Origin of the sequence: Cedecea sp. NFIX57, assembly GCF_900177785.1 — a bacterium.
Lineage (GTDB): Bacteria > Pseudomonadota > Gammaproteobacteria > Enterobacterales > Enterobacteriaceae > Cedecea > Cedecea neteri_C.
Genome location: NZ_FXAS01000022.1, coordinates 58,071 through 79,960, shown reverse-complemented (window position 1 = coordinate 79,960; position 21,890 = coordinate 58,071). Strand labels below are relative to the sequence as shown.

The 21,890-nt window shown below is 52.9% G+C and carries 18 protein-coding genes and 1 pseudogene; 11 read left to right on the top strand and 8 right to left on the bottom strand.

Going from position 1 to position 21,890, the window contains the following annotated elements:
* Positions 1-103: 103 nt before the first annotated feature.
* A pseudogene (locus tag B9Y90_RS18240) lies at positions 104-583 on the top strand (DUF2057 family protein); the annotation flags it as partial.
* Between the two features lie 99 nt (positions 584-682).
* Positions 683-1,141 (top strand): methylglyoxal synthase, encoded by a 459-nt coding sequence (mgsA, locus tag B9Y90_RS18235; protein WP_008461260.1) that lies wholly within the window; start codon positions 683-685, stop codon positions 1,139-1,141.
* Here the strand turns inward: mgsA and helD are convergent, their stop codons facing one another.
* Positions 1,142-3,196 (bottom strand): DNA helicase IV, encoded by a 2,055-nt coding sequence (helD, locus tag B9Y90_RS18230; protein WP_085542107.1) that lies wholly within the window; start codon positions 3,194-3,196, stop codon positions 1,142-1,144. It abuts the gene before it with no gap.
* A 130-nt stretch (positions 3,197-3,326) separates the two neighbouring features.
* Between helD and B9Y90_RS18225 the strand changes: the two genes are divergently transcribed.
* A complete protein-coding gene (locus B9Y90_RS18225; protein WP_039291593.1) occupies positions 3,327-3,773 on the top strand; it encodes a YccF domain-containing protein in 447 nt (148 codons plus the stop codon).
* 12 nt (positions 3,774-3,785) lie between these two features.
* A complete protein-coding gene (gene yccS / locus B9Y90_RS18220; protein WP_039296643.1) occupies positions 3,786-5,924 on the top strand; it encodes a YccS family putative transporter in 2,139 nt (712 codons plus the stop codon).
* Here the strand turns inward: yccS and B9Y90_RS18215 are convergent.
* Positions 5,909-6,538 (bottom strand): TfoX/Sxy family DNA transformation protein, encoded by a 630-nt coding sequence (locus B9Y90_RS18215; RefSeq protein WP_039291590.1) that lies wholly within the window; start codon positions 6,536-6,538, stop codon positions 5,909-5,911. The genes yccS and B9Y90_RS18215 overlap by 16 nt on opposite strands.
* A 217-nt stretch (positions 6,539-6,755) precedes the next feature.
* Between B9Y90_RS18215 and sulA the strand changes: the two genes are divergently transcribed.
* On the top strand, positions 6,756-7,265 hold the full coding sequence (gene sulA, locus B9Y90_RS18210; RefSeq protein WP_085542106.1) for an SOS-induced cell division inhibitor SulA: 510 nt from the start codon (positions 6,756-6,758) through the stop codon (positions 7,263-7,265).
* 357 nt (positions 7,266-7,622) lie between these two features.
* Positions 7,623-8,699 (top strand): porin OmpA, encoded by a 1,077-nt coding sequence (gene ompA / locus B9Y90_RS18205; RefSeq protein ID WP_039291587.1) that lies wholly within the window; start codon positions 7,623-7,625, stop codon positions 8,697-8,699.
* Between the two features lie 91 nt (positions 8,700-8,790).
* Here ompA and matP read toward each other — a convergent pair whose 3' ends face one another.
* On the bottom strand, positions 8,791-9,243 hold the full coding sequence (gene matP / locus B9Y90_RS18200) for a macrodomain Ter protein MatP (RefSeq protein ID WP_008461251.1): 453 nt from the start codon (positions 9,241-9,243) through the stop codon (positions 8,791-8,793).
* Between the two features lie 176 nt (positions 9,244-9,419).
* Between matP and B9Y90_RS18195 the strand changes: the two genes are divergently transcribed.
* From B9Y90_RS18195 to B9Y90_RS18175, 5 genes are all read left to right on the top strand, one after another.
* Complete coding sequence (locus B9Y90_RS18195; protein ID WP_085542112.1) at positions 9,420-11,174, top strand: AAA family ATPase; 1,755 nt, start codon at positions 9,420-9,422, stop codon at positions 11,172-11,174.
* Positions 11,175-11,242: 68 nt separating this feature from the next.
* Entirely contained in the window at positions 11,243-11,761 is a 519-nt protein-coding gene (gene fabA, locus B9Y90_RS18190; protein ID WP_008461248.1) for a bifunctional 3-hydroxydecanoyl-ACP dehydratase/trans-2-decenoyl-ACP isomerase, read from the top strand.
* A gap of 232 nt (positions 11,762-11,993) precedes the next feature.
* The gene (locus tag B9Y90_RS18185) at positions 11,994-13,082 is read left to right on the top strand and encodes an ABC transporter substrate-binding protein (protein ID WP_085542105.1); all 1,089 of its coding nucleotides are present in this window, start codon (positions 11,994-11,996) and stop codon (positions 13,080-13,082) included.
* A gap of 88 nt (positions 13,083-13,170) precedes the next feature.
* Positions 13,171-14,940 carry an ABC transporter permease gene (locus tag B9Y90_RS18180; protein ID WP_085542104.1) on the top strand — a complete coding sequence of 590 codons (1,770 nt, stop codon included), beginning with the start codon at positions 13,171-13,173 and terminating at the stop codon, positions 14,938-14,940.
* Positions 14,933-16,003, top strand: a complete 1,071-nt coding sequence (locus B9Y90_RS18175; RefSeq protein WP_085542103.1) for an ABC transporter ATP-binding protein — start codon at positions 14,933-14,935, stop codon at positions 16,001-16,003. Before B9Y90_RS18180 ends, B9Y90_RS18175 begins: the two co-directional genes overlap by 8 nt.
* Positions 16,004-16,074: 71 nt before the next feature.
* Here B9Y90_RS18175 and rmf read toward each other — a convergent pair whose 3' ends face one another.
* From rmf to B9Y90_RS18150, 5 genes are all read right to left on the bottom strand, one after another.
* Positions 16,075-16,242 (bottom strand): ribosome modulation factor, encoded by a 168-nt coding sequence (gene rmf, locus B9Y90_RS18170; RefSeq protein WP_008461244.1) that lies wholly within the window; start codon positions 16,240-16,242, stop codon positions 16,075-16,077.
* Positions 16,243-16,501: 259 nt separating this feature from the next.
* A complete protein-coding gene (gene pqiC / locus B9Y90_RS18165) occupies positions 16,502-17,068 on the bottom strand; it encodes a membrane integrity-associated transporter subunit PqiC (protein ID WP_039291578.1) in 567 nt (188 codons plus the stop codon).
* Positions 17,065-18,705 carry an intermembrane transport protein PqiB gene (pqiB, locus tag B9Y90_RS18160; RefSeq protein ID WP_039291575.1) on the bottom strand — a complete coding sequence of 547 codons (1,641 nt, stop codon included), beginning with the start codon at positions 18,703-18,705 and terminating at the stop codon, positions 17,065-17,067. Before pqiB ends, pqiC begins: the two co-directional genes overlap by 4 nt.
* Positions 18,695-19,963, bottom strand: coding sequence for a membrane integrity-associated transporter subunit PqiA (pqiA, locus tag B9Y90_RS18155; protein ID WP_039291570.1), 1,269 nt, complete (start codon positions 19,961-19,963; stop codon positions 18,695-18,697). Before pqiA ends, pqiB begins: the two co-directional genes overlap by 11 nt.
* A 16-nt stretch (positions 19,964-19,979) precedes the next feature.
* The gene (locus B9Y90_RS18150; RefSeq protein ID WP_039291568.1) at positions 19,980-21,887 is read right to left on the bottom strand and encodes an ABC transporter ATP-binding protein; all 1,908 of its coding nucleotides are present in this window, start codon (positions 21,885-21,887) and stop codon (positions 19,980-19,982) included.
* Positions 21,888-21,890: the final 3 nt, after the last annotated feature.

Below are 21,890 nucleotides of genomic sequence, written 5' to 3'. Positions count from 1 at the left end.
CTTGACAGAAATCATACGGCGAACGGGGAAATATCTCCGGTACGCTATGAACAGATGTCTGATAAAAAAGTGTCCTGATTAACTTGACCAGAACAATGGGCCCCACCAGCTCGTTCTGCGAATTGAAAAAAAGTCGCTCAGCACTCGCAACCGCCCCCCAGCAATATCTCCGCCGCTGGTGATCAGTTTTGACACCAAAGAGATAGACCTGGTCAATATTGTTCTGCCGCTAAAAGATCCCAATCACTCGGCAGCCACTTTTCAAATTAAGCTGCTGGATAGCCAGGCTCATCCCATTCCCATCCGAACCGATATTCTGGAGATAAAGCCCGACCCAACCGGAACGGATTATGAAGAAGAAACTCAGCGCTATAATAAATCAGGGAAAAAAGCGTCAATGCCCGGATTCGCGAACCTCAAGGTCAACGAAAGTATGCAACTATTTTCCCTGGTGAATCCCGACTTTCCACCTGCACAATCTGAAGCACTCACAGAGCAGCGGCTGAGATACTGGTTCAGTCAAGCCGATAAGCCGACGCGGGCACGTTTTTTACACTGGGTAAATGAGACACCCAATCCATAGCAATGCCTCGAGATACCTCGCTTTTTTGACGTTCTACTCTTGCAGCTCCTGGGGCTTTGAGTAATCTGTTAGCAGCCTAAAACTACCCAGGAAAAGAGAATGGAACTGACTACCCGCACCCTTGCGGTAAAAAAACATATCGCACTGGTTGCCCACGATCATTGTAAGGACGCGCTTTTGAAGTGGGTACAGCGTCATAAAGCAACGCTTGCCAACCACACACTCTATGCCACCGGGACAACAGGTAATTTAATTCAGCGAGCAACTGGCCTTGAAGTCAACGCCATGCTCAGTGGCCCAATGGGGGGAGACCAGCAGGTAGGAGCCTTAATTTCTGAAGGCAAAATTGATGTCCTGATTTTCTTCTGGGACCCGCTCAATGCCGTTCCTCACGACCCTGACGTTAAGGCCCTGCTGCGCCTGGCGACCGTGTGGAATATCCCGGTCGCCACCAACCTTTCTACCGCCGATTTTATTATTCATTCACCGGGCTTCAATGAAAGCGTGGATATTCTTATCCCGGATTACCAACGCTACCTGAATGAACGCCTGAAATAATCAGGGGCGATTAGCCGCGGGTACACCCAGCCGTTTAAGTGCCTCAACAAAGACAGAAGGTTCCTGCTTGTTGAACATAAGCCAGACCCGATGGCGGGCTCGCGTCAGCGCGACATAAAGTAAACGCCGCTCCTCTGCATCCGGGAAATCCTCCGGCTGTGGCAGGAGCGCCTGTTCCATGATTGACTCACGCGCGGGCGCAGGAAAACCGTCTTTTCCTTCCTGTAAACCAAGAATGATCACATAGTCTGCCTGCTGTCCTTTGCTCGCATGGATGGTCATAAAATCAATATTGAGCTTAGGCCATCGCGTCGAGGCTTTCTCCAGACTTTCCGGGCGCAAATGGTGATACCGCGCCAGCACCAAAATTCGCTGTTCGGGCAAAGCGTACCCACTAAGTTTGTCCAACAAATCATCGAGCCTGTCATCGGCAAGCAGAGTCACTGCTTTTTTGTCCCCTTTGGAGAGGCTATTGAGGGGCTTACGCAGCTGATACGGGTTTTGCTGTACAAAACCGTTCGCAATCTCGCCGATGCGATCGTTAAAGCGATACGTGGTATCCAGCGCACAGCTGTCGCCTTCCCCAAAATGGTGGCTGAATGCCGTGGTGAGCGTCATTTCCGCCCCGCTAAACCGGTAGATAGCCTGCCAGTCGTCCCCCACTGCATAAAGTGAGGTATGGGAGTTCTGCCGTCTTAACGCGGCTAGTAAGGCGGCCCGCTGGGGGGAGATATCCTGAAACTCATCGACAAGGATATGCTTCCATGGGCTGATAAACCGGCCCTTTTCGAGCACATTAATTGCCTGATGAATAAGACCGGAGAAATCAACCGCCTCCTCGGCTTTAAGAGCAGCCTTCCAGCTTTTTAACAACGGTGCCATCAGCTTAATACGCTTAGTGAAAAGCTCCCTGACCTCTTCCGGTGCGCTGTCTATCATTTCTGCCTGAGAACCTCCGTGCATCCGCATCAGGCCGAGCCAGCGATCGAGCCGGGTGGCAAGCCTCTTCGCCAGGCGTTTGTCCTGCCAGTATTCACCCTCCGGAACATCCCACTCCAGCTCTTCGCTAAGCCACTGCCGCCAACCTTTGGCCATCGCTTTTTTTTCCCGGCATTGCTGCTGCCAGCTGTCAATCAGCAACTGATGGCGAGCCGTAGCATCACTCTCTAGTTCGCTGATTCGAGGAACTTTTTTACTCCCTTGCTGAATGATGTGCAGCGCCAGTGAGTGGAAGGTTCTGGCGGAAATAGCCTCTGTATTAAGGCGGCTGGCTATACGTTCATCCATTTCCTGTGCGGCCTGACGGCCAAAGGCTAAAAGCAGGATTTGCTCCTCTGTTGCTTCGCCGCGCTGTAGCAACCACCCAGCACGCGCCACAAGCACAGAGGTTTTGCCGCTACCAGCCCCGGCCAGTACCAATAGGGAATCCTCTCCATTCACCACGGCACGGGCCTGGGACGGATTCAGCGGCGAGCTTTCAACCTGATCAAAGAAAGCAGCATATTTTTCCAGCATCCGTTCGGTGTAAACGTTATTGCGCTGATGTCGACGCTCTTCACCCTGTTCAAGCCAGGCTTTACATATGGCCCACGCTTCGCGACAGTTTTCAAACTCACCAAGTCGGGCATGCGGCAGTGGGAGAGCTGAAATAGCTGCACGCAGGTTATCTTGTAATGCCTGCATATCACTTCGCCGGAACCACACCTCTTTTCGGGTACGCCTCGCTATCTCTTCACGTTGAGCGGTTAAAACTTCAGCAGCCACATCGCTCATCTCCGCGCTCCAGTTAAGCCAAAGCGAATTCAGATGATGGAAAAAACGCTGGGTCTCCGCCCATTCTGTACCGTGCAGGCGAACAACCTTGTCTTCAGGAAGAACGAATTCCAACTCGCCCCAAACCAGACCACGTTTACAGTTAATCGCTATTAACTGATTGAATGGGATAAGATATTCATGGCGGTCGCCTTTGACCTCAACGCCGGCAGGTAACAGTTTGACCCGATTATAAGGGTGCTGTGCCAAATGCTTGCCGAGAGAAGTTGATTTGAGTTCCATTACGTTGCCCGATCCGATGTGGGAATTATGACTCAAGTTTAACTGCCGATGGAATGACGCTCCAGAGTAAAAACGCGTTATAATTTCTAAGGTTAATCACTCTTTATTTTTCTGTCAGGGAAGCGTCTCTATGCGTACCGTACTTAATGTTCTGAACTTTGTGCTGGGAGGCTTCTTGACCACCCTCTCATGGTTGTTTGCCACGCTGGTAAGCATTGTGCTGATTTTCACTCTGCCGCTGACTCGCTCCTGCTGGGAAATCACCAAGCTTTCCTTTGTGCCCTACGGCAATGAAGCCGTGCATGTCGATGAGCTTAATCCACAGGGTAAAAATACGCTGCTAAATACCGGAGGCACCCTGTTAAATGTTCTTTGGCTGATCTTCTTCGGCTGGTGGTTGTGCATCATGCATATTATGGCGGGCATCGCGCAGTGTATTACCGTTATAGGGATCCCTGTAGGAATTGCGAACTTCAAGATTGCCGCTATCGCATTATGGCCCGTTGGCCGCCGGGTTGTGCCAGTTGAAGTAGCCAGAGCTGCTCGCGAATCCAATGCTCGTCGCCGCTTCCAGTAAGGAGCCATTGTGCTGACCCTAAGCCCACTGGTACGTCGTTATACCTGGAACAGCGCCTGGCTTTATAACTTGCGCATATTTATTGCCCTTGCAGGCACTGCGGCGCTGCCGTGGTGGCTTGGTGAGGTCAAGCTGACGATTCCCCTCACGCTTGGCGTTGTGGCTGCAGCCCTGGCCGATCTCGACGACCGGGTAAGTGGTAGGCTACGAAATTTACTGATCACTTTAGTCAGCTTTTTCATTGCTTCAGCATCCGTTGAGTTACTGTTCCCCTGGCCGTGGTTGTTTGCAGTGGGTTTAACGGTATCCACCAGCGGATTCATCCTCCTTGGCGGATTAGGGCAACGCTATGCCACCATTGCCTTTGGCGCGCTGCTTATCGCCATCTACACGATGCTCGGTATTTCCCTCTATGAGCACTGGTATCAGCAACCGCTGTTCCTTTTAGCCGGCGCCGTCTGGTACAACTTCCTGACGTTAGCAGGCCATTTGATTTTCCCTATTCGCCCGCTGCAGGACAATCTGGCACGCTGTTATGAAAGCCTCGCGAGCTTTCTTGAAATTAAAGCCACGCTATTTGATCCTGATATAGAAGAAGACAGTCAGGCTCCAATGCTCCAGTTGGCCATGGCTAACAGCCAATTAGTGACCACGCTAAATCAGACAAAAAGCTCATTACTGACTCGCCTTCGCGGCGACCGGGGGCAGAGAGGCACTCGCCGGACACTTCACTATTATTTCGTAGCCCAGGATATTCACGAACGAGCGAGTTCTTCCCATATTCAGTACCAGGCTTTGCGCGATAAGTTTCGCTACAGCGACGTGATGTTCCGCTTTCAGCGCCTGCTAACGATGCAGTCACAGGCCTGTCAGCAGCTCTCTCGATCAATCCTGTTGCGAGTCCCTTATCAGCACGACCCACGGTTTGAACGCGCATTTACCCATCTGGACTCCGCGCTGGATCGAATTCGTGTGAGTCATGCAACCGCTTCAGAGATAAAAGCATTGGGCTTTCTGATTACAAATCTGAAGGCAATTGATGCGCAACTGGCAAACATTGAGTCAGAACAGGCTATTGCTGAGCCGCAGAACGATCCCGAGCACCGTTTAGCCGACGACAAGCTAACCGGATTCGATGATATCTGGCAGCGGCTAAAGCTTAACCTCACGCCAGAATCCGCACTCTTTCGCCATGCGGTACGAATGTCACTGGTACTCTGTGTGGGCTATGCGTTTATTCAATTTACGGGTTTGCAACACGGTTACTGGATACTTCTGACCAGCTTGTTTGTCTGCCAGCCCAACTACAGTGCAACCCGAAGACGCTTAGCGCTGCGTATCATCGGCACACTGGTTGGGGTGGCCGTTGGCCTGCCCTTGCTTTGGCTTGTTCCGTCTCTCGAAGGCCAACTGATACTTATCGTTATTACTGGCGTGCTGTTCTTCGCTTTCCGTAATGTGCAATACGCCCACGCCACCATGTTTATTACGCTGCTGGTATTGCTGTGCTTTAACCTGTTGGGTGAAGGATTTGAAGTCGCTCTCCCGCGCGTGATTGATACACTTTTAGGCTGTGCAATAGCCTGGGCGGCAGTGAGTTTCATCTGGCCTGACTGGCGATTCCGCCGGCTTTCACGAGTCGTTGAACGTGCGTTCAACGCTAATTGTCGTTATCTGGATGCGATTCTTGAACAGTACCACCAGGGGCGTGATAACCGTCTTGAATATCGCATTGCCCGGCGAGATGCCCATAACAGAGACGCTGATCTCGCCTCAGTTGTTTCAAATATGTCATCTGAACCTCGCGTCTCAGATGACATGCGCGAAGCGGCGTTTCGCCTGCTTTGCCTGAATCACTCCTTTAATAGCTATATCTCTGCATTAGGTGCACACAGGGAAAAACTCAACCACGGTGATACGTTAGTGTTACTCGATGACGCCGTCTGCTATGTTGATGACGCATTACATCACCTGCCTGTTGATGAGGAGCGTGTTCAGACTGCTCTGGCAGGGCTCTCCGCGCGCATCTCACAGCTTGAGACTCGGGCAGACACAAAAGAACCCCTGGTTCTGCAACAAATTGGGTTATTGATTGCTCTTCTGCCTGAGATCTCACGTCTTCAACAGCAAATCTCTCAGTGTTCAGAGTAAGCTTGCTGGCGCTGCTCATAGCAGCGCCACCATTCCGTCAATTCTTTCCGAACCTCAGCAGGCAGTACCGCCTCATGAACACCACGAATAGCACCTGCAAGCGAGAGCAGGACTTTAATACCTACCGTTTTCCTGGTGTTGCGTAATTTTAGCCATGACCGTTTGGCACCAAAGAGTTGAAGCGTTTGTGGATCATTGATCCCCACCTCACGAAGCATAACTTCAATATTCAGGGAAAGATTGGGGAGGTCCTTAAGGCGACGAGAACGTATTTTGATTTGTTTCTTCTCACGTTGGGCGCTTCTTAACGCCAGAGAAGAGAGCTGGACGAGTTTTTCCGGATTTTCCCAAAGTTCTTCATCGACACGGTAGTAATTCAGCGCGACAGGAAGCCCGCGTTTACTGTACATCAGAGGAGGCGCCGATTTTTGGATAAAATACTCCGCGCACTGTTCACAAGCCCGCAGATAAAGTTCACCTTCAGCCACCATAGCAAAGACCACGCCGTCGACGGTCAGACTATAACCACCAAATAGCGGTCGACAACCGATTTTCCCCAGTGACGAAAGATATTCCCGTGATTTATGAATTCTAATAAATGTCACCTTTTTCATAATATGTCCTTATATATCAACTGGTAAATAGCTGTTCTGGTTACCCGCCCTCTTAATCCCTGAAAATAAGTAAGGTTAAAGATAATGGCAATGACAATTTCATCTATAGCGCTTTTGCGTACCGAAAATGCGAGACACTTTCCGAAATTCCGGTTGATCTTTGTTCGCACAGGCATTACTGTACATGCATACAGTAACCCATTAGGCGGGACTCACTATGCACTCACATAACGCTCAAGCTCACTTTCATCATGTTGTAGTTACTCCGCACTCCCCGGCGCAGTCTCTCTCTGATAACAGCGTACAGGGGTTAATCAGTGAAGTGGTTTACAGTGAAGAGAGCCCATGGGTTACCCAGTTTATTCTGCTACCTTTATTACAGCAGTTGGGACAACAATCTCGCTGGCAGCTATGGCTGACGCCACAGCAAAAACTGAGCCGCGCATGGCTGCAGGGGGCTGGGCTGCCGCTGGCAAAAGTGATGCAGGCAAATCAGTTAGATCCGCTTTGTACCGTTGACGCCATGGTGAAAGCTTTACAGACAGGAAATTACAGCGTTGTGATCGGCTGGCTACCAGAAGAATTAACAGATGAAGAACATTCACGGCTAACGATCGCAGCGGAAACAGGTAACGCGATGGGCTTTATAATGCGTCCAACCAGTACAAGGACATCCGGTTCAAGACCACGAAATGGCCTAAAAATTCATTCTAGTTTGTATCATTAAGTAAATTTAGGAGAAATCCTGGAATTTTTTACGTATGCCATACAATCCGCTGCCATGACTCAAAAATGCCCGCCATATGGCGGTTTGACGGGGTTCTCTTGATAGAGGGCTCGTTCAAAAAACAATCCGTTTTGTAAAAAAATATGTATGCAAGTCGTTTTTTTTCATATGCCTGACGGACTTCACACTTGTAACTTTTCAACTACGTTGTAGACTTTACCTCGCCAGGGTTGCTCTTCATAACACCGATATATCGGTAGAGTAACAATTGAGCGTAAACCCGGGCGAAGGATTTAACCCTGGGCTTTAAATTGGTTTAGAGCTCATGGCCTTTTGGATGATAATGAGGCGCAAAAAATGAAAAAGACAGCTATCGCGATTGCAGTGGCACTGGCTGGCTTCGCTACCGTAGCGCAGGCCGCACCGAAAGATAACACCTGGTATGCAGGTGGTAAACTGGGCTGGTCCCAGTACCACGACACCGGTTTCTACGGTAACGGCTATGACCGTGGTATCGGCAGTGGTCCGACCCACGAAAGCCAACTGGGTGCTGGTGCATTCGGTGGTTACCAGGTTAACCCGTACGTTGGTTTCGAAATGGGTTATGACTGGCTGGGCCGTATGCCTTACAAAGGCACCCCAGAAAACGGTGCTTTCAAAGCTCAGGGCGTGCAGCTGACCGCTAAACTGGGTTACCCAATCACTGACGACCTGGACATCTACACCCGTCTGGGCGGCATGGTATGGCGTGCAGACTCCACCGCTAACAACGCGGCTGGTGAGCGTCTGAAAGACCACGACACCGGTGTTTCTCCAGTATTCGCTGGTGGTGTTGAGTGGGCTGTTACCCGTGACATCGCTACCCGTCTGGAATACCAGTGGGTTAACAACATCGGTGATGCACAGACCGTTGGTACTCGTCCAGACAACGGCATGCTGAGCGTAGGTGTTTCCTACCGCTTCGGTCAGCAGGAAGCTGCTGCTCCAGTTGTAGCGCCAGCTCCAGCTCCAGCTCCAGAAGTACAGACCAAACACTTCACTCTGAAGTCTGACGTTCTGTTCAACTTCAACAAAGCTACCCTGAAACCAGAAGGTCAGCAGGCACTGGATCAGCTGTACACCCAGCTGAGCAACCTGGATCCTAAAGATGGTTCCGTTGTTGTTCTGGGCTACACCGACCGTATCGGTTCCGAGCAGTACAACCTGAAACTGTCTGAAAAACGTGCACAGAGCGTTGTTGATTACCTGATCTCTAAAGGTATCCCAGCGAACAAAATCTCTCCACGTGGCATGGGCAAAGCTAACCCAGTTACCGGCAACACCTGTGACAACGTAGCGCCTAAAGCTAAACTGATCGACTGCCTGGCTCCAGATCGTCGCGTTGAGATCGAAGTTAAAGGTATCAAAGAAGTTGTAACTCAGCCTGCGGCATAAGTTACTCTTCCTTGAACAAAAACCCCGCCATGGCGGGGTTTTTTATTGCTTGAAGTTTCACGATGACTCAGTCACACGCGCTTTCATCGCGTCATTTTTTACCCAGCATAGCCTGCAGATCCTGCTTAAGCGTCGACATCTTGCTTTCCACCTTCTCTTTGCGTTCCGCATCTTCAATCAATTGAACAACCGTTTCCGAAAGCGTATTGCCACGACGCTGTGCAAGCCCGGCCAGACGCTGCCAGACAAGATATTCCAGATCGATAGATTTCTTACGGGTATGCTGATGCTCAGCGTTAAAATGCCTTTTACGCCGGGCACGAATCGTTTGCTTCATGCGGTTATGCAGCGCCGGGTTCATATGCTGATCAATCCAGCTCTGAACCAGAACCGGCACATTCTCCAGCGTCAGGAGCTGCTCTACCGCCTCTTGGGCTGCACTGGCCTCAATGTATCGCGTGATTAATTCCCCTTCGCGATGCTTCTTAACCAGATACTTCCACTTCCAGCCGCTCTCGAGATTTTCCAACTGTTGATATTTCATTGTGATCTCAGTGTGACCGTGTAACTTAGTTCAGAATAACAGTTTTTCCGCCATTCGCTGAACTGAAAATCAAAGCTGTGAGGGGGATAAAACTGTGTTACTGCTTTATCCGTGTGCTACCCGAGCGATTCTTGTATAATCGCGCCTTTGACATCTCATTAAAAAATATAGCGACTTTGACGACTAATCGACTTGACTGGCGTGCCCTGGTGCCTGATACCGAAAGCTATCAGGAAATTTTTGCACAGCCTTATGATACCGACGCTGCCCCTCTTTCTGCGATTCAACCTCGTTTAGTTTACGGGATTGAGCAACTCAACCTTTCAGTTTCTTCCGTCGATCTGATGCTGATAAAAGCTCCGGAAGAACAAGAGTATCTGGATCTTATCGCCGCGGCCGTTGAAGCATCCCGTGACGAAGAAGACGAGATTGTTGGCGGACACTATCTAATTGAAGGTAGCCGGGTCACGCTGCAACCGGCCGAGCACACTGACGATAACTTTGCGTCCAGCGGAGAAGTAATTGCCGCTGACTGGGTTGAACCGGAACAACTGTTCGGCTGCGTGCGCCAGTTTGCAGGTGAAGTGTCGCTGGAGCCTGGTCTGATTCATCGCGTAAACGGTGGCGTCCTGGTGCTGTCGATGCGTAGCGTCCTTGCCCAGCCGCTGCTGTGGCTGCGCCTGAAACAAATCATGATCCAGGGGCGTTTTGACTGGATTTCACCTGACGAAACTCGCCCACTGCCGGTGAAAATTCCGTCATTAGCGTTGGATTTCAAACTGGTGCTGGTTGGCGAGCGCGACTCTCTGGCCGATTTCCAGGAAATGGAGATGGATCTGGCTTCGGCCGCTATCTACAGTGAATTTGAAGACAATCTGCAAATTGCTTCTGCCGATGAAATGGCGCTTTGGTGTCAGTGGATCTATGCCATTGCCGCTGAGAAATCATTGCCTGCACCAGCAGCCGATGCCTGGCAACCGCTGATTCGTGAGGCCGTCCGCTACACGGGCGATCAGGAAATGCTGCCGCTCTGCCCTTCCTGGATTTCACGCCAGCTGCGCGAAGTCGCGCCGTTTACCGAAGAAAACAGCTTTAACGCCGAACAGCTCCAGCAAATGCTCGAGCAGCGTGAATGGCGCGAAGGTTTCCTGGCCGAGCGCATGCGGGATGAAATCCTGATGGAGCAAATCCTGATTGAAACCGAAGGCGAAATGGTTGGCCAGATCAACGCTCTGTCGGTCATTGAATTCCCCGGTCATCCACGGGCGTTTGGTGAACCTTCTCGTATTAGCTGCGTGGTTCACGTCGGTGATGGGGAATTTACGGACGTAGAACGCAAGGCAGAACTTGGCGGCAACATTCACGCCAAAGGGATGATGATCATGCAGGCATTTCTGATGTCAGAGCTGCAGCTTGACCAGCAAATCCCGTTTTCAGCATCCATCACCTTCGAGCAATCTTACAGCGAAGTCGACGGCGACAGCGCTTCCATGGCTGAGCTTTGTGCGCTGATAAGCGCCCTGGCTAACGTTCCAATTTATCAACACATCGCTATCACTGGCTCTGTGGATCAGTTCGGCCGCGTACAGCCGGTTGGCGGGCTGAATGAAAAAGTGGAAGGCTTTTTCCGTATTTGTCAGCAGCGTGAGTTTAGCGGCGTTCAGGGGGTGATTATTCCTCTGGCGAACGTGCGTCACCTGTCGCTACACAAAGATGTACTGGAGGCCGTCGAGCAAAATAAATTCTCGATTTGGGCCATTGACGACGTGGCTGATGCCCTGCCGTTATTGACCAATCTCCCGTGGGATGGCGAAGGGCAAAACACCCTGATGCGTGCGGTGCAGGAGCGTATTGCTCAGGCCTCGGCGCCGGATGTTCGCCAGCGCTTTCCGTGGCCGCTACGCTGGCTCAACTGGTTCAACCACAACTGATCGGACTTGTTGAGCGTACACGTGTTAGCTAACCTGCGTGCTTCATTATAAAAAGGCTTACTGTAGACATGGTAGATAAACGCGAATCCTATACGAAAGAAGATCTTCTTGCCTCAGGGCGTGGCGAACTGTTTGGTGCTGAAGGCCCGCAGTTACCAGCACCTTCCATGCTGATGATGGACCGCGTAGTCAAGATGACCGAGGACGGCGGTAACTTTGACAAAGGTTACGTGGAAGCCGAGCTGGATATTAACCCTGACCTGTGGTTCTTTGGTTGCCACTTCATTGGCGACCCAGTGATGCCTGGTTGCCTGGGCCTTGATGCCATGTGGCAGCTGGTTGGTTTCTACCTCGGCTGGCTCGGTGGCGAAGGTAAAGGCCGCGCACTCGGCGTGGGCGAAGTGAAATTTACCGGTCAGGTTCTTCCTACCGCGAAGAAAGTTACCTACCGCATTCACTTCAAACGCGTGGTGAATCGCCGCCTGATCATGGGCCTGGCTGACGGTGAAGTGCTGGTTGATGGCCGTGTGATCTACACCGCAACCGACCTGAAAGTGGGTCTTTTCAAAGACACCTCTGCTTTCTAATACCGTTTTATCTGGCTTCACCTCGAAAGCATCCATTGTTCACAATGGGTGCTTTTTTGTTTCTGTCGTCCGCCTGAGTGACGCTTTCTTGTCGTGGTTTTTATGGCGTTAATTGCTTAAACAACGTTCGAAATCACAAATCGTGAAGATAAAAAACGCCCCCTCTTGTCTGAAAAACGTTATGCGTTATGTTGATTTTTAGTTTCTCAAATGTAACTAGAGGTTAACAATAATGTCGAATAAGTTACGTATATCTTGCCTTGCTTCTGCCGTGCTGCTCTCTACCTCCGCGTTTTCTGCCGTGCCTCAGGGCTATCCGGCGGATTATCAAAAAATCATCGATGCCGCGACCAAAGAAGGCAAAGTGGTGCTCTACTCCACCACCGACACCAAAACCGCGGCCCCGCTTATTCAGAGCTTTGAGGCCGCATATCCTGGCATCAAAGTAGAATATAACGACATGAACAGTACCGAGCTGTACAACCGTTATATCAGCGAACAGGCCGCCGGCGGTACCAGCGGTGACGTGGTCTGGAGTTCCTCCATGGACACGGCATTAAAACTCGCCACCGATTATGCCCAGGAATACAAATCCCCGGAGCAAGGCCAGTTGCCGAAGTGGGCAGTGTGGAAAGACAAGGCCTACGGCACCACCTATGAGCCGGTCATTTTTATCTACAACAAACGCCTGATCCCGGCCAATGAAGTGCCTGACAGCCATGCAGCGTTGGCCAAACTTATCGCCAGCCAGCCCGATAAATTCAGCAAAAAAGTCACCACCTACGATATCGAAAAATCCGGTCTCGGCTTTATGCTTTCGGTACAGGATTACAAAGCCGATCCAAATTACTTCCAAACGCTCTCCAATGTGGCTAAAGGCGGCCTTTCGGTCCAGTCCTCAACCGGCACCATGATGGAGCGAGTCTCCTCGGGTGAAAACCTGATTGGCTTCAACATTCTGGGATCCTATGCCGAGGCTCGCGCCAAAACGGACACTTCCCTCGGCATTGCTTATCCGAAGGACTATACCCTGGTGCTGTCACGCGTCTCCTTTATCAGCAATGAAGCGAAAAACAGCAACGCGGCGAAGCTGTGGATCGACTACGTGCTGTCTGAGAAAGGGCAAAATATTCTCGCAAACCAGGCTGATATCCCGTCTATTCGCAATGATATCGACGGTGACAACGACATCGACGGCATGACTAAGAAGCTGGGCAATGCCCTGAAGCCAATCCCGGTGGATGAAACCCTGCTGGAATACCTGCAGCAGAAAAAACGCCTGGACTACATCAAGCAGTGGCGCGAAGCCGCCGCGAAATAATCCTTTGATGAGGCGCACCGTCCGGCTGCGCCTCGCTTAATCCGAACACATTAGGCTATTCAGGCTAACTGACCTGAGGGATCGTTACATGGATGCATTACGCAGAAAGTGGCAGAGCCTGCCGCGCGGCATTGTGGTGCTGATAACTGCGCTGGTTATCTATATTCCGCTGTCGTTTATCGTTATACAGAGTTTTCTCTCGGCCCCCTTCTTCTCCCCGTCGAAGGAGTGGAGCCTCGAATCTTTTGAATTTATCTTTACCGACTCCGATTTTTACCTGGCACTGAAGAGCGGTTTTATTCTGGCCTTTGGCCTGGTGGTGATTGCCATCCCGCTGGGCGGCATTCTGGCTTTCTTGATGGTGCGTACTGACCTGCCGGGCAGGCGCATCATTGAGCCGCTTATTCTGGTGCCTATCTTTGTGTCACCGATGGTGTTGGGATTCGGCTACGTGGTGGCCGCAGGCCCGGTGGGCTTCTTCTCCCTGTGGGCGCAGTCGGTGCTTGGCTTCGTGCCGTGGAATATCTACGACATGTCGAGCATCGTGGTGATCGCAGGCCTGACGCATGTTCCCCACGCCTATCTCTACATATCCTCGGCCCTGCGCAGCGTAGGTTCCGACGTAGAGGAAGCGGCTCGAACCGCAGGCGCAACGCCGCTTCAGGTGATGACCGCCGTCAGCCTGCCGATGGTGCGCCCGGCAATGCTCTATGCCACCGTGCTGCTGTTCTTCCTCGGGCTGGAAGTGTTCGGTCTGATGCTCGTGCTGGGCGACCCGGAAGGCAACATGGTGCTGGCGACATATCTCTATAAGCTCACCAATAAGCTCGGAACGCCGTCCTATCATCTGATGGCTGCCGTCGCCGTGGTGCTGATTTGTATCACTATCCCGCTGGTCATGCTGCAGCGCCGACTGATGCGCACGGCAAACCGCTTTGTCACCGTTAAAGGCAAAGCCTCTCAGGCAAGAGCCTTGCCGCTGGGTAAATGGCGCTGGGTCGCAGGTGCAGTCGTGGCATTCTGGCTGACCGTCACCATCGGCGTACCGCTGATTGGCGTTATCCTGCGCTCCTTTATTTCTAACTGGGGCGTAGGCGTTTCACTGTGGGATGAACTGTCGCTCAATACCTTCCGCACTATCTGGGAACAGCCCAACCTGCTGCGGGCCATCGTCAACTCAATGGCGATTGGCGTCATCGGCGGGGCGCTGGCCGTGGTTTGCTACCTGTTTATCGGCATCGCCATGCACAGAAAACCAGACAACGTGACCCGCTTCCTGGACTACAGCGTGCTGGTGCCTCGTGCCGTGCCTGGCCTGCTGGCCGGTCTGGCCTTCCTGTGGGTTTTTTTATTCCTGCCTATGTGGCTGGATAACGCGCTGAAGTCCGGCTGGCTTTCCGGTATGCCGTGGTCCCAGTGGCTGCGGGATAACCTTATCGTCTGGCTCCGCTCGCTGCGCAGCACGATATTCAGCGTCTGGCTAGCCTATACCGTCGTGTGGATGGCCTATGGCCTACGCCTTATCTCTTCTACCCTGCTGCAGGTTGGGCCGGAGCTGGAAGAGGCCGCCCGCAGCACCGGGGCAAGCCGCGGGCAGATTACCCGTCACGTCACCATCCCACTGTCGCGCTATGGCCTGATTGGTTCCTGGCTGCTGATGTTCCTGATCTTTGAGCGTGAATATTCCACCGGCGTCTACCTGCTTTCGCCCGGTACGGAAACCATCGGCTCCATGCTGGTTTCGCTGTGGGCCGCAGGCGCCATCGATATTGTCGCCGCACTTTCCTTTATTAATATTCTGTTCGTGGTGTTAGGGCTCGGCATTGCCCTTCGTTTTGGAGTGAAATTACATGATTGAGTTATCGGTCGAGAACTTGCACTTAACCTACGGCGACAACCCCGTGCTGAAAGGCGTTTCCATGGATCTGAAACGCGGCGAAGTCGTGTCTCTGCTGGGCCCTTCCGGCAGCGGCAAAACGACGCTGCTGCGCGCGGTCGCCGGGCTGGAAAAACCTACTCAGGGCACCATTGTTATCGGCAAAAGCAACGTGTACGACGGCGCATCCCGCAAAGAGATCCCGGCTGAAGAACGTAATCTTGGCCTCGTCTTCCAGTCTTATGCCCTGTGGCCGCATAAAACCGTCTTTGAAAACGTCGCTTACCCACTTAAGCTGCGTAAAGTCGCGGCGGCGGAAATCAACCAGCGCGTACAGGCTGTTTTGGATCAACTGGGGCTTGGGCACCTCGGCCAGCGCCACCCTTATCAGCTATCCGGCGGGCAGCAGCAGCGCGTCGCGATTGGCCGGGCGCTGGTATATAACCCGCCGGTGATTTTGCTGGATGAGCCTCTTTCCAACCTGGATGCGAAGCTGCGCGAAGAAGCACGCGTCTTCCTGAGAGAACTGATTATCAAGCTAGGGCTGTCGGCATTAATGGTCACCCACGATCAGAACGAAGCGATGGCCATTTCCGACCGTATCCTGCTGCTGAATAACGGCAAAATCGAGCAACAGGGCACACCACAGGAGATGTATGGCTCACCGCAAACGCTGTTCACCGCCGAGTTTATGGGCAGTAATAACCGTCTGAACGGTAAAGTGACTGAAGTTCGTGACGGTAAAGCACGCATTGAGGGCAGCGGCTGGGCGCTCTGGGGCAAAGCTGGGGCTGGCGTAGTGGCCGGGCAGGAAGGCACGGCGGTGATTCGCGTGGAGCGCGTACAAATTGCCAATCTGCCGGGGGAAAACGGCATGACGCTGCCGTTGCTAACCAGTATGTACCTCGGCGACCGCTGGGAATACCTCTTCCGAACTTCCGGAGATGATTTCGTGATTCGCGCCTACGGAAATGATATGCGTGATGCTCAGCCGCATCATCTTCAGTTGCCAGAGCAGCACGTCTGGATTTTCCCTAAACCCTGATCGATTTTACACCAGTCCAAAAAGGCGAAACCTCCGCGATGCGGAGGTTTCTTTTTCTAAAGAGACAGTGATTACGCAGTAACCGCCCTGTCTTCCATGGCTTCTCGCCAGCCTCCCATCCAGTAGGACCTCTGATTCAGAGTCTGATATGGACAAATCTCTTTTGAGCGTCCGGCGATACCTGCCTGATAACCACGTTGATGTGCCCGTTCCAGGCGATCTCGTTTTTGTCTCTTCATGCCTCGTTTCCCTCATTACATTGTCTGGTGGAAAAGAAAACAGTGATTACAAAATGTGCAACCACGGATAAGCAATAACGCGAAATTCCGCGACCGTCAATGCGCAAAATTCACGCCAATGTCATATTTCCGCGATATTCTAGTTATCTTTTCGACAAAAACTGAGGCGCGCCTGCCGCTAACCGGTTCAGCAAAAAAGAAAAGCTGCGACCACCCGAAGGTGAAAATCGCAGCTTTTTTGTACCAATCATTTTACCTATCAATTAAGGCGTGTGAGCGCCGAAGCAATACTCTTCGCTTCCTGCTGCCAGCCCTGAGCCAGGGTTTTCACCGTGGAATCGTAGCCGTCATCCTGTTGCTTCAGTTCGATATGGAACGGGCGCTTAATAATCTCGCCCTGGCGCTTCAGCAGCCACTCTCCGCTGACGATAACTTTGCCATCGTAGCGGCCGTGGAAGCCAGTCACATTCACGCTGAGCGCATCCTGATCGTGGCCTAGCGGCTGGGAGGCAACCACCCAGCCTGGCAATGCGCTGCTGAGATTACTGACCAACGCATTACGCAGCTGCTGGTCAAGCGGGCTGGCCCAAAGGTTGCTGGTGGCGATGACATACTGCACATCGGTTGTCTGGTAAACCACCCCTGTGCCGGCGAGGAAATCAGGCACGGTGACCTGATCGACCCACAGTAAGTGGCTTCCAGGCTGGCTCACGGCCTGCATAGCAGGCTGTGAAGTTTGCGGCAGCTGGTAGTACGTTTTGCCATTATCGCTCCCACTACAGGCGGAAAGCGCTAAGACGGCGGCTAGCGTGAGCCACTTTTTCATGGTTGTGCCCTCTTCGGCTGCGGATCCTTTTTATCCTTCGCTTCAAATATCAGCGAGTTGCTCTTGTCGTTCAGCGTACGCAATACCGGCTGAAGCTCGCGCAGCACCTGATCAAGACGCTGCATATCCGCCACCATCTTGTTATAGGCCGCGGAGCCCGGCTGGAAGCCCTGCATACTGCGGTTCAGCTCGCGAAGCGTTTTCTGCATATCTTCCGGTAGCTGCTGCATCGACTGACTGGAAGTAATCTTGTTCAGATTGTCCAGCGTCTGCTGCAGGTGGCGCATCGTTTTCTGGCTTTCAGCCAGCGTATTCGTGGCCTGCTCCAGCATCGGGTTAATCGGCAGATTGTTGATTTTATCCAGCGTCTCCAGCAGTTTTTGCTGAATTTGCGCCAGGCCGCCGCTCACCGTTGGAATAAGCGGGTAGCCCGCGATTTGAGGCAGATCGCCCAGCGCTTTCTCTTTCGGATAGAAATCGAGATCGATAAACAGCGCCCCGGTCACCAGGCTCCCGGTTTTCATCGAGGCACGCAGTCCGCGCTTGATCAGTACCTGCAGATTGGTCGAAATATCCGCGCCATCTTCGAGCATATTTTTCAGGCGTTCTGGCTCAATGCGGATCAGCACCGGAATGCGGAAATCGTCATTCAGGCTTTGGCGCATTTTTTCGTTGAAGAACGGAACCTGTGCCACCGTCCCCAGGCGAATACCGCGGAATTCCACCGGCGCACCCGGCTGCAGGCCACGCACCGAATCTTTGAAGAACATCAGGTAATCGATATGGTTGGTATACAGCGAATCCTGAATGCTTTTCTGATCGTCGAACAGCTGGAAGTCAGCGCCCGTTTCAACCGGCTTGCCCCACTCCCAGCCTTCAGGCACGTCGAAGCTGACGCCCCCGCTAAACAGCGTGGTCAAAGACCCCATCTCCACGCGCATCCCCTGGGCGGACATATCCACGGCGATGCCACTGTCTTTCCAGAAACGAACGTTGCTGGTAATCAGCCTGTCGTTGGGTGCCGCAATAAACAGCTGGTAGCTAATCGCTCGCTTATTGGTATCGAAGGTGCTGGTTTCCACCGAGCCTACGCGATAGCCGCGGAACAGCACCGGGTCCCCGGGGGTAAGCTGGCCCGCTTTTTTACTGTCGAGCGTAATGCGAATGCCTTTAGCATCAGGTGGTGCCAGCGGCGGAGCATCCAGCAAAGCATAATTTTCCGGCTGCTCGCCTTTGGTCCCCGGCTGCAGCTCAATATAGGCACCGGACAGCAACGTGCCGAGCCCGGAGATCCCTTCACGGCCCACCTGCGGTTTTACCACCCAGAACACGGAATCTTTATGCAACAGCTTCTCCATCCCGGAATTTAGCCGCGCCTTAATTTCTACATGGTGTAGATCGTCCGTTAGCTGTGCACTCTCCACGATCCCGACGTCTACGCTACGGCTTTTGATGGTGGTTTTACCCCCCTCAATTCCTTCTGCGTTGGCGGTGATCAGGGTCACTTCCGGCCCCTGATGGCTGTAGTGATAAAACAGGATCCAGGCGCCAATCAGCGCCGTTACGATGGGAAAGATCCAAACCGGCGACCAATTTTTTACCTTCTGCACTTTCGCCTCGCCGTGCTTATTTTCCATGTTCGGAAGACTCCTCATCAGTTACATCGTCAGCGCGATCCCAGGACAAACGAGGGTCAAAGGTCATCGCAGCAAACATCGTCAAAATCACCACACACGCAAACATTAACGCCCCCATAGCCGGGTAGATATTCATCAGCCCGCCCATACGCACCAGCGCGGAGAGAACGGCAATCACAAACACGTCGATCATCGACCAGCGGCCAACAAATTCAACAACTTCATAAATCAGGTGCATTCGCTCACTATCGCGCCTGCCGTGCCCTTTTGCATCCCAGCACAGCCAGGCGATAGCGATCATTTTTAGCGTGGGCACCATAATACTGGCGATAAAAATCACCATCGCCACCGGATAAGATCCTTCGCTCCACAGCAGGATCACCCCGGCCAAAATTGTAGAGGGATATTTATTCCCCAGCATTTCGGTAATCATGATCGGCAAAATATTGGCCGGCAGATAAAGCATAATAGAGGTGATCAGCAGCGCCAGCGTCCACTGCAGGCTGTGCCTGCGGCGAACGTGACCGTGTGTTCCGCAACGTGGGCAAGCAAGCGTATCCGCCTCAACGATAGCCGTGCAGCAGGAACAGGAGCGCAGCCCCTGTTTCATGCCCGACACGCCGACTTTTAGCGGCTGATGTACCGGCGGCATAGGCGCAATGTCATCCCAAAGCCAGCGCCGATCCACGCACTGGAAAGCGCGAAGCTGCAAAATGCAAAACAGGCACCAGGGAATAAAGCTGCTGCCCACGCCAATGTCCCCGTAGGCCATCAGCTTCACGAAGCTGACCAATACTCCGGCGAGAAAGATTTCCGCCATGCCCCAACTCTTCAGTTGGAACAGCACCCGCGCCAGCCAGCGTTTAAGGCCAAAAGGCAATTTGGCCTGATTGACTAACAACAGGATGGTTATCAGGCAAAAAGCCGGGACGGCCTGGACAAAGAGCAGAAAGAAGGTGCCGAGGCTGGCGTAATCCTCAGAAAACATCACGCCAGGAATTTGCATCAGCGTGACTTCGCTGCTGATCCCGGCCACCTTCATATTGATGAAAGGAAACAGGTTAGCCAGCAGCAGCATAAACAGCCCCGCTAAAGCGTAAGCCGTTGGCCGCTGGCGCGGCAAATACCACTGCGTGACCAACGGAGTGCCACAGCGCGGGCAGGAGGCTTTGTGGCCATCCTGCAGGGCGGGCAGCGCCACCAGCAAATCACATTGTCGACACAGAATATGCGAGCGATGGTGGTGCGTGGCACACATCGTAACTCTCCTTAGATTACGAGCCGTTTTTCAGCGCTTCCAGATACTCCCAGCGTTCAAATGCTTCTTCCAGAGCCTGTTCAGCCGTGGCCATTTCCGCCAGGACTTTTTGGGTGACATCGTGCGGCTGGTTGAAGAAATCAGCGTCAGCGACCTTCGCCTGCAGCGTGCCCAAATCAGCTTCAAGCTGCTCAAGCCGTTGAGGTAACTGCTCTAATTCGCGCTGCAGGTTATAGCTTAGTTTGCTATTGGCACGTTTAACAGGTTCTGCTTTTTGCGATTCGACCTTCTCGGATTTAGTCGCAGCAGCCTGACGCAGCGGCTGAGCGGAACCCTGCTGCCCTTTTGCATCATGGTAACCACCGACATAGCGACCAATTTTGCCCTGTCCTTCGAAGATCCAGCATTCGGTCACGGTATTATCGACAAACTGACGGTCGTGGCTGACCAGCATCACGGTGCCCTGGTAACCATCAATCAGCTCTTCCAGCAGCTCCAGGGTTTCGACGTCCAGATCGTTGGTTGGTTCATCGAGGATCAGCAGGTTGCTAGGTTTTAAGAACAAACGCGCCAGCAGCAGGCGGTTGCGCTCTCCACCAGAAAGCGCACGCACCGGCGTCATCGCGCGTTTTGGATGGAACAGGAAGTCCTGCAGGTAACCCAACACATGGCGCGGCTTACCGTTCACCATCACTTCCTGCTTACCTTCCGCCAGGTTATCCATCACGGTACGGTCAGGATCCAGCTCGGCGCGGTGCTGATCGAAGTAGGCCACTTCCAGCTTGGTGCCGCAGTGTACGCGGCCGCTGTCGGCCTGAAGCTGGCTCAGCATCAGCTTCAGCAGAGTCGTTTTGCCGCAGCCGTTAGGTCCTACCAGCGCGATCTTATCGCCACGCAGCACCTGCGCGGAAAAATCACGCACCAGCGTTTTACCGGCAACCTGATAGTTAACGTCTTCCATCTCGAAGACAATTTTGCCCGAGCGACTCGCTTCTTCCACCTGCATCTTCGCACTGCCCATCACTTCACGACGTTCACCACGCTCGCGGCGCATCGCTTTCAGGGCACGAACGCGCCCTTCGTTACGGGTTCGGCGCGCTTTGATGCCCTGGCGGATCCACACTTCTTCCTGGGCCAGCTTGCGATCAAACTCGGCGTTCTGTAACTCTTCCACGCGCAGGGCTTCTTCTTTCGCCAGCAGATACTGATCGTAATCGCCAGGGTAAGAGACCAGCTTGCCGCGATCGAGATCGACAATGCGGGTGGCCATATTGCGGATAAACGAACGGTCGTGGGAGATAAAGATAATGCTGCCCTGGAACTCTTTCAGGAAGCCTTCCAGCCAGTCGATGGTTTCGATATCGAGGTGGTTCGTCGGTTCGTCCAGCAGCAATACGCGCGGAGAGCTGACCAGCGCACGCCCCAGCGCCGCTTTACGCAGCCAACCGCCGGACAGCGCAGACAGCTCGGTATCCGCTTCCAGACCAAGCTGCTCGAGCACTTCATTAATGCGGCTGTCGAGCTGCCACAGGCCCTGATGGTCAAGGATTTCCTGAATGCGAGCCATCTCGTTGAGGTTCTTCTCGCTCGGATCGCTCATCACTTTGTGGGAGATGTCGTGGTAGGCCTTCAGGTATTCCGCCTGCTCTTCCACGCCTTCCGCAACAAAGTCATACACCGTGCCCGCAACGTTACGCGGCGGGTCCTGCTGCAGGCGAGCGACGATCAGATCCTGCTCATAAACCATGCGGCCATCGTCCAGCGGCAGCTCACGGTTGAGGATCTTCATCAGCGTTGATTTGCCCGCGCCGTTACGGCCGACCAGACAGACGCGTTCGTTTTCTTCGATGTGTAATTCAGTGTTATCTAACAGCGGCGCGTCGCTAAACGACAGCCAGGCACCGTGCATACTAATTAATGACATGAC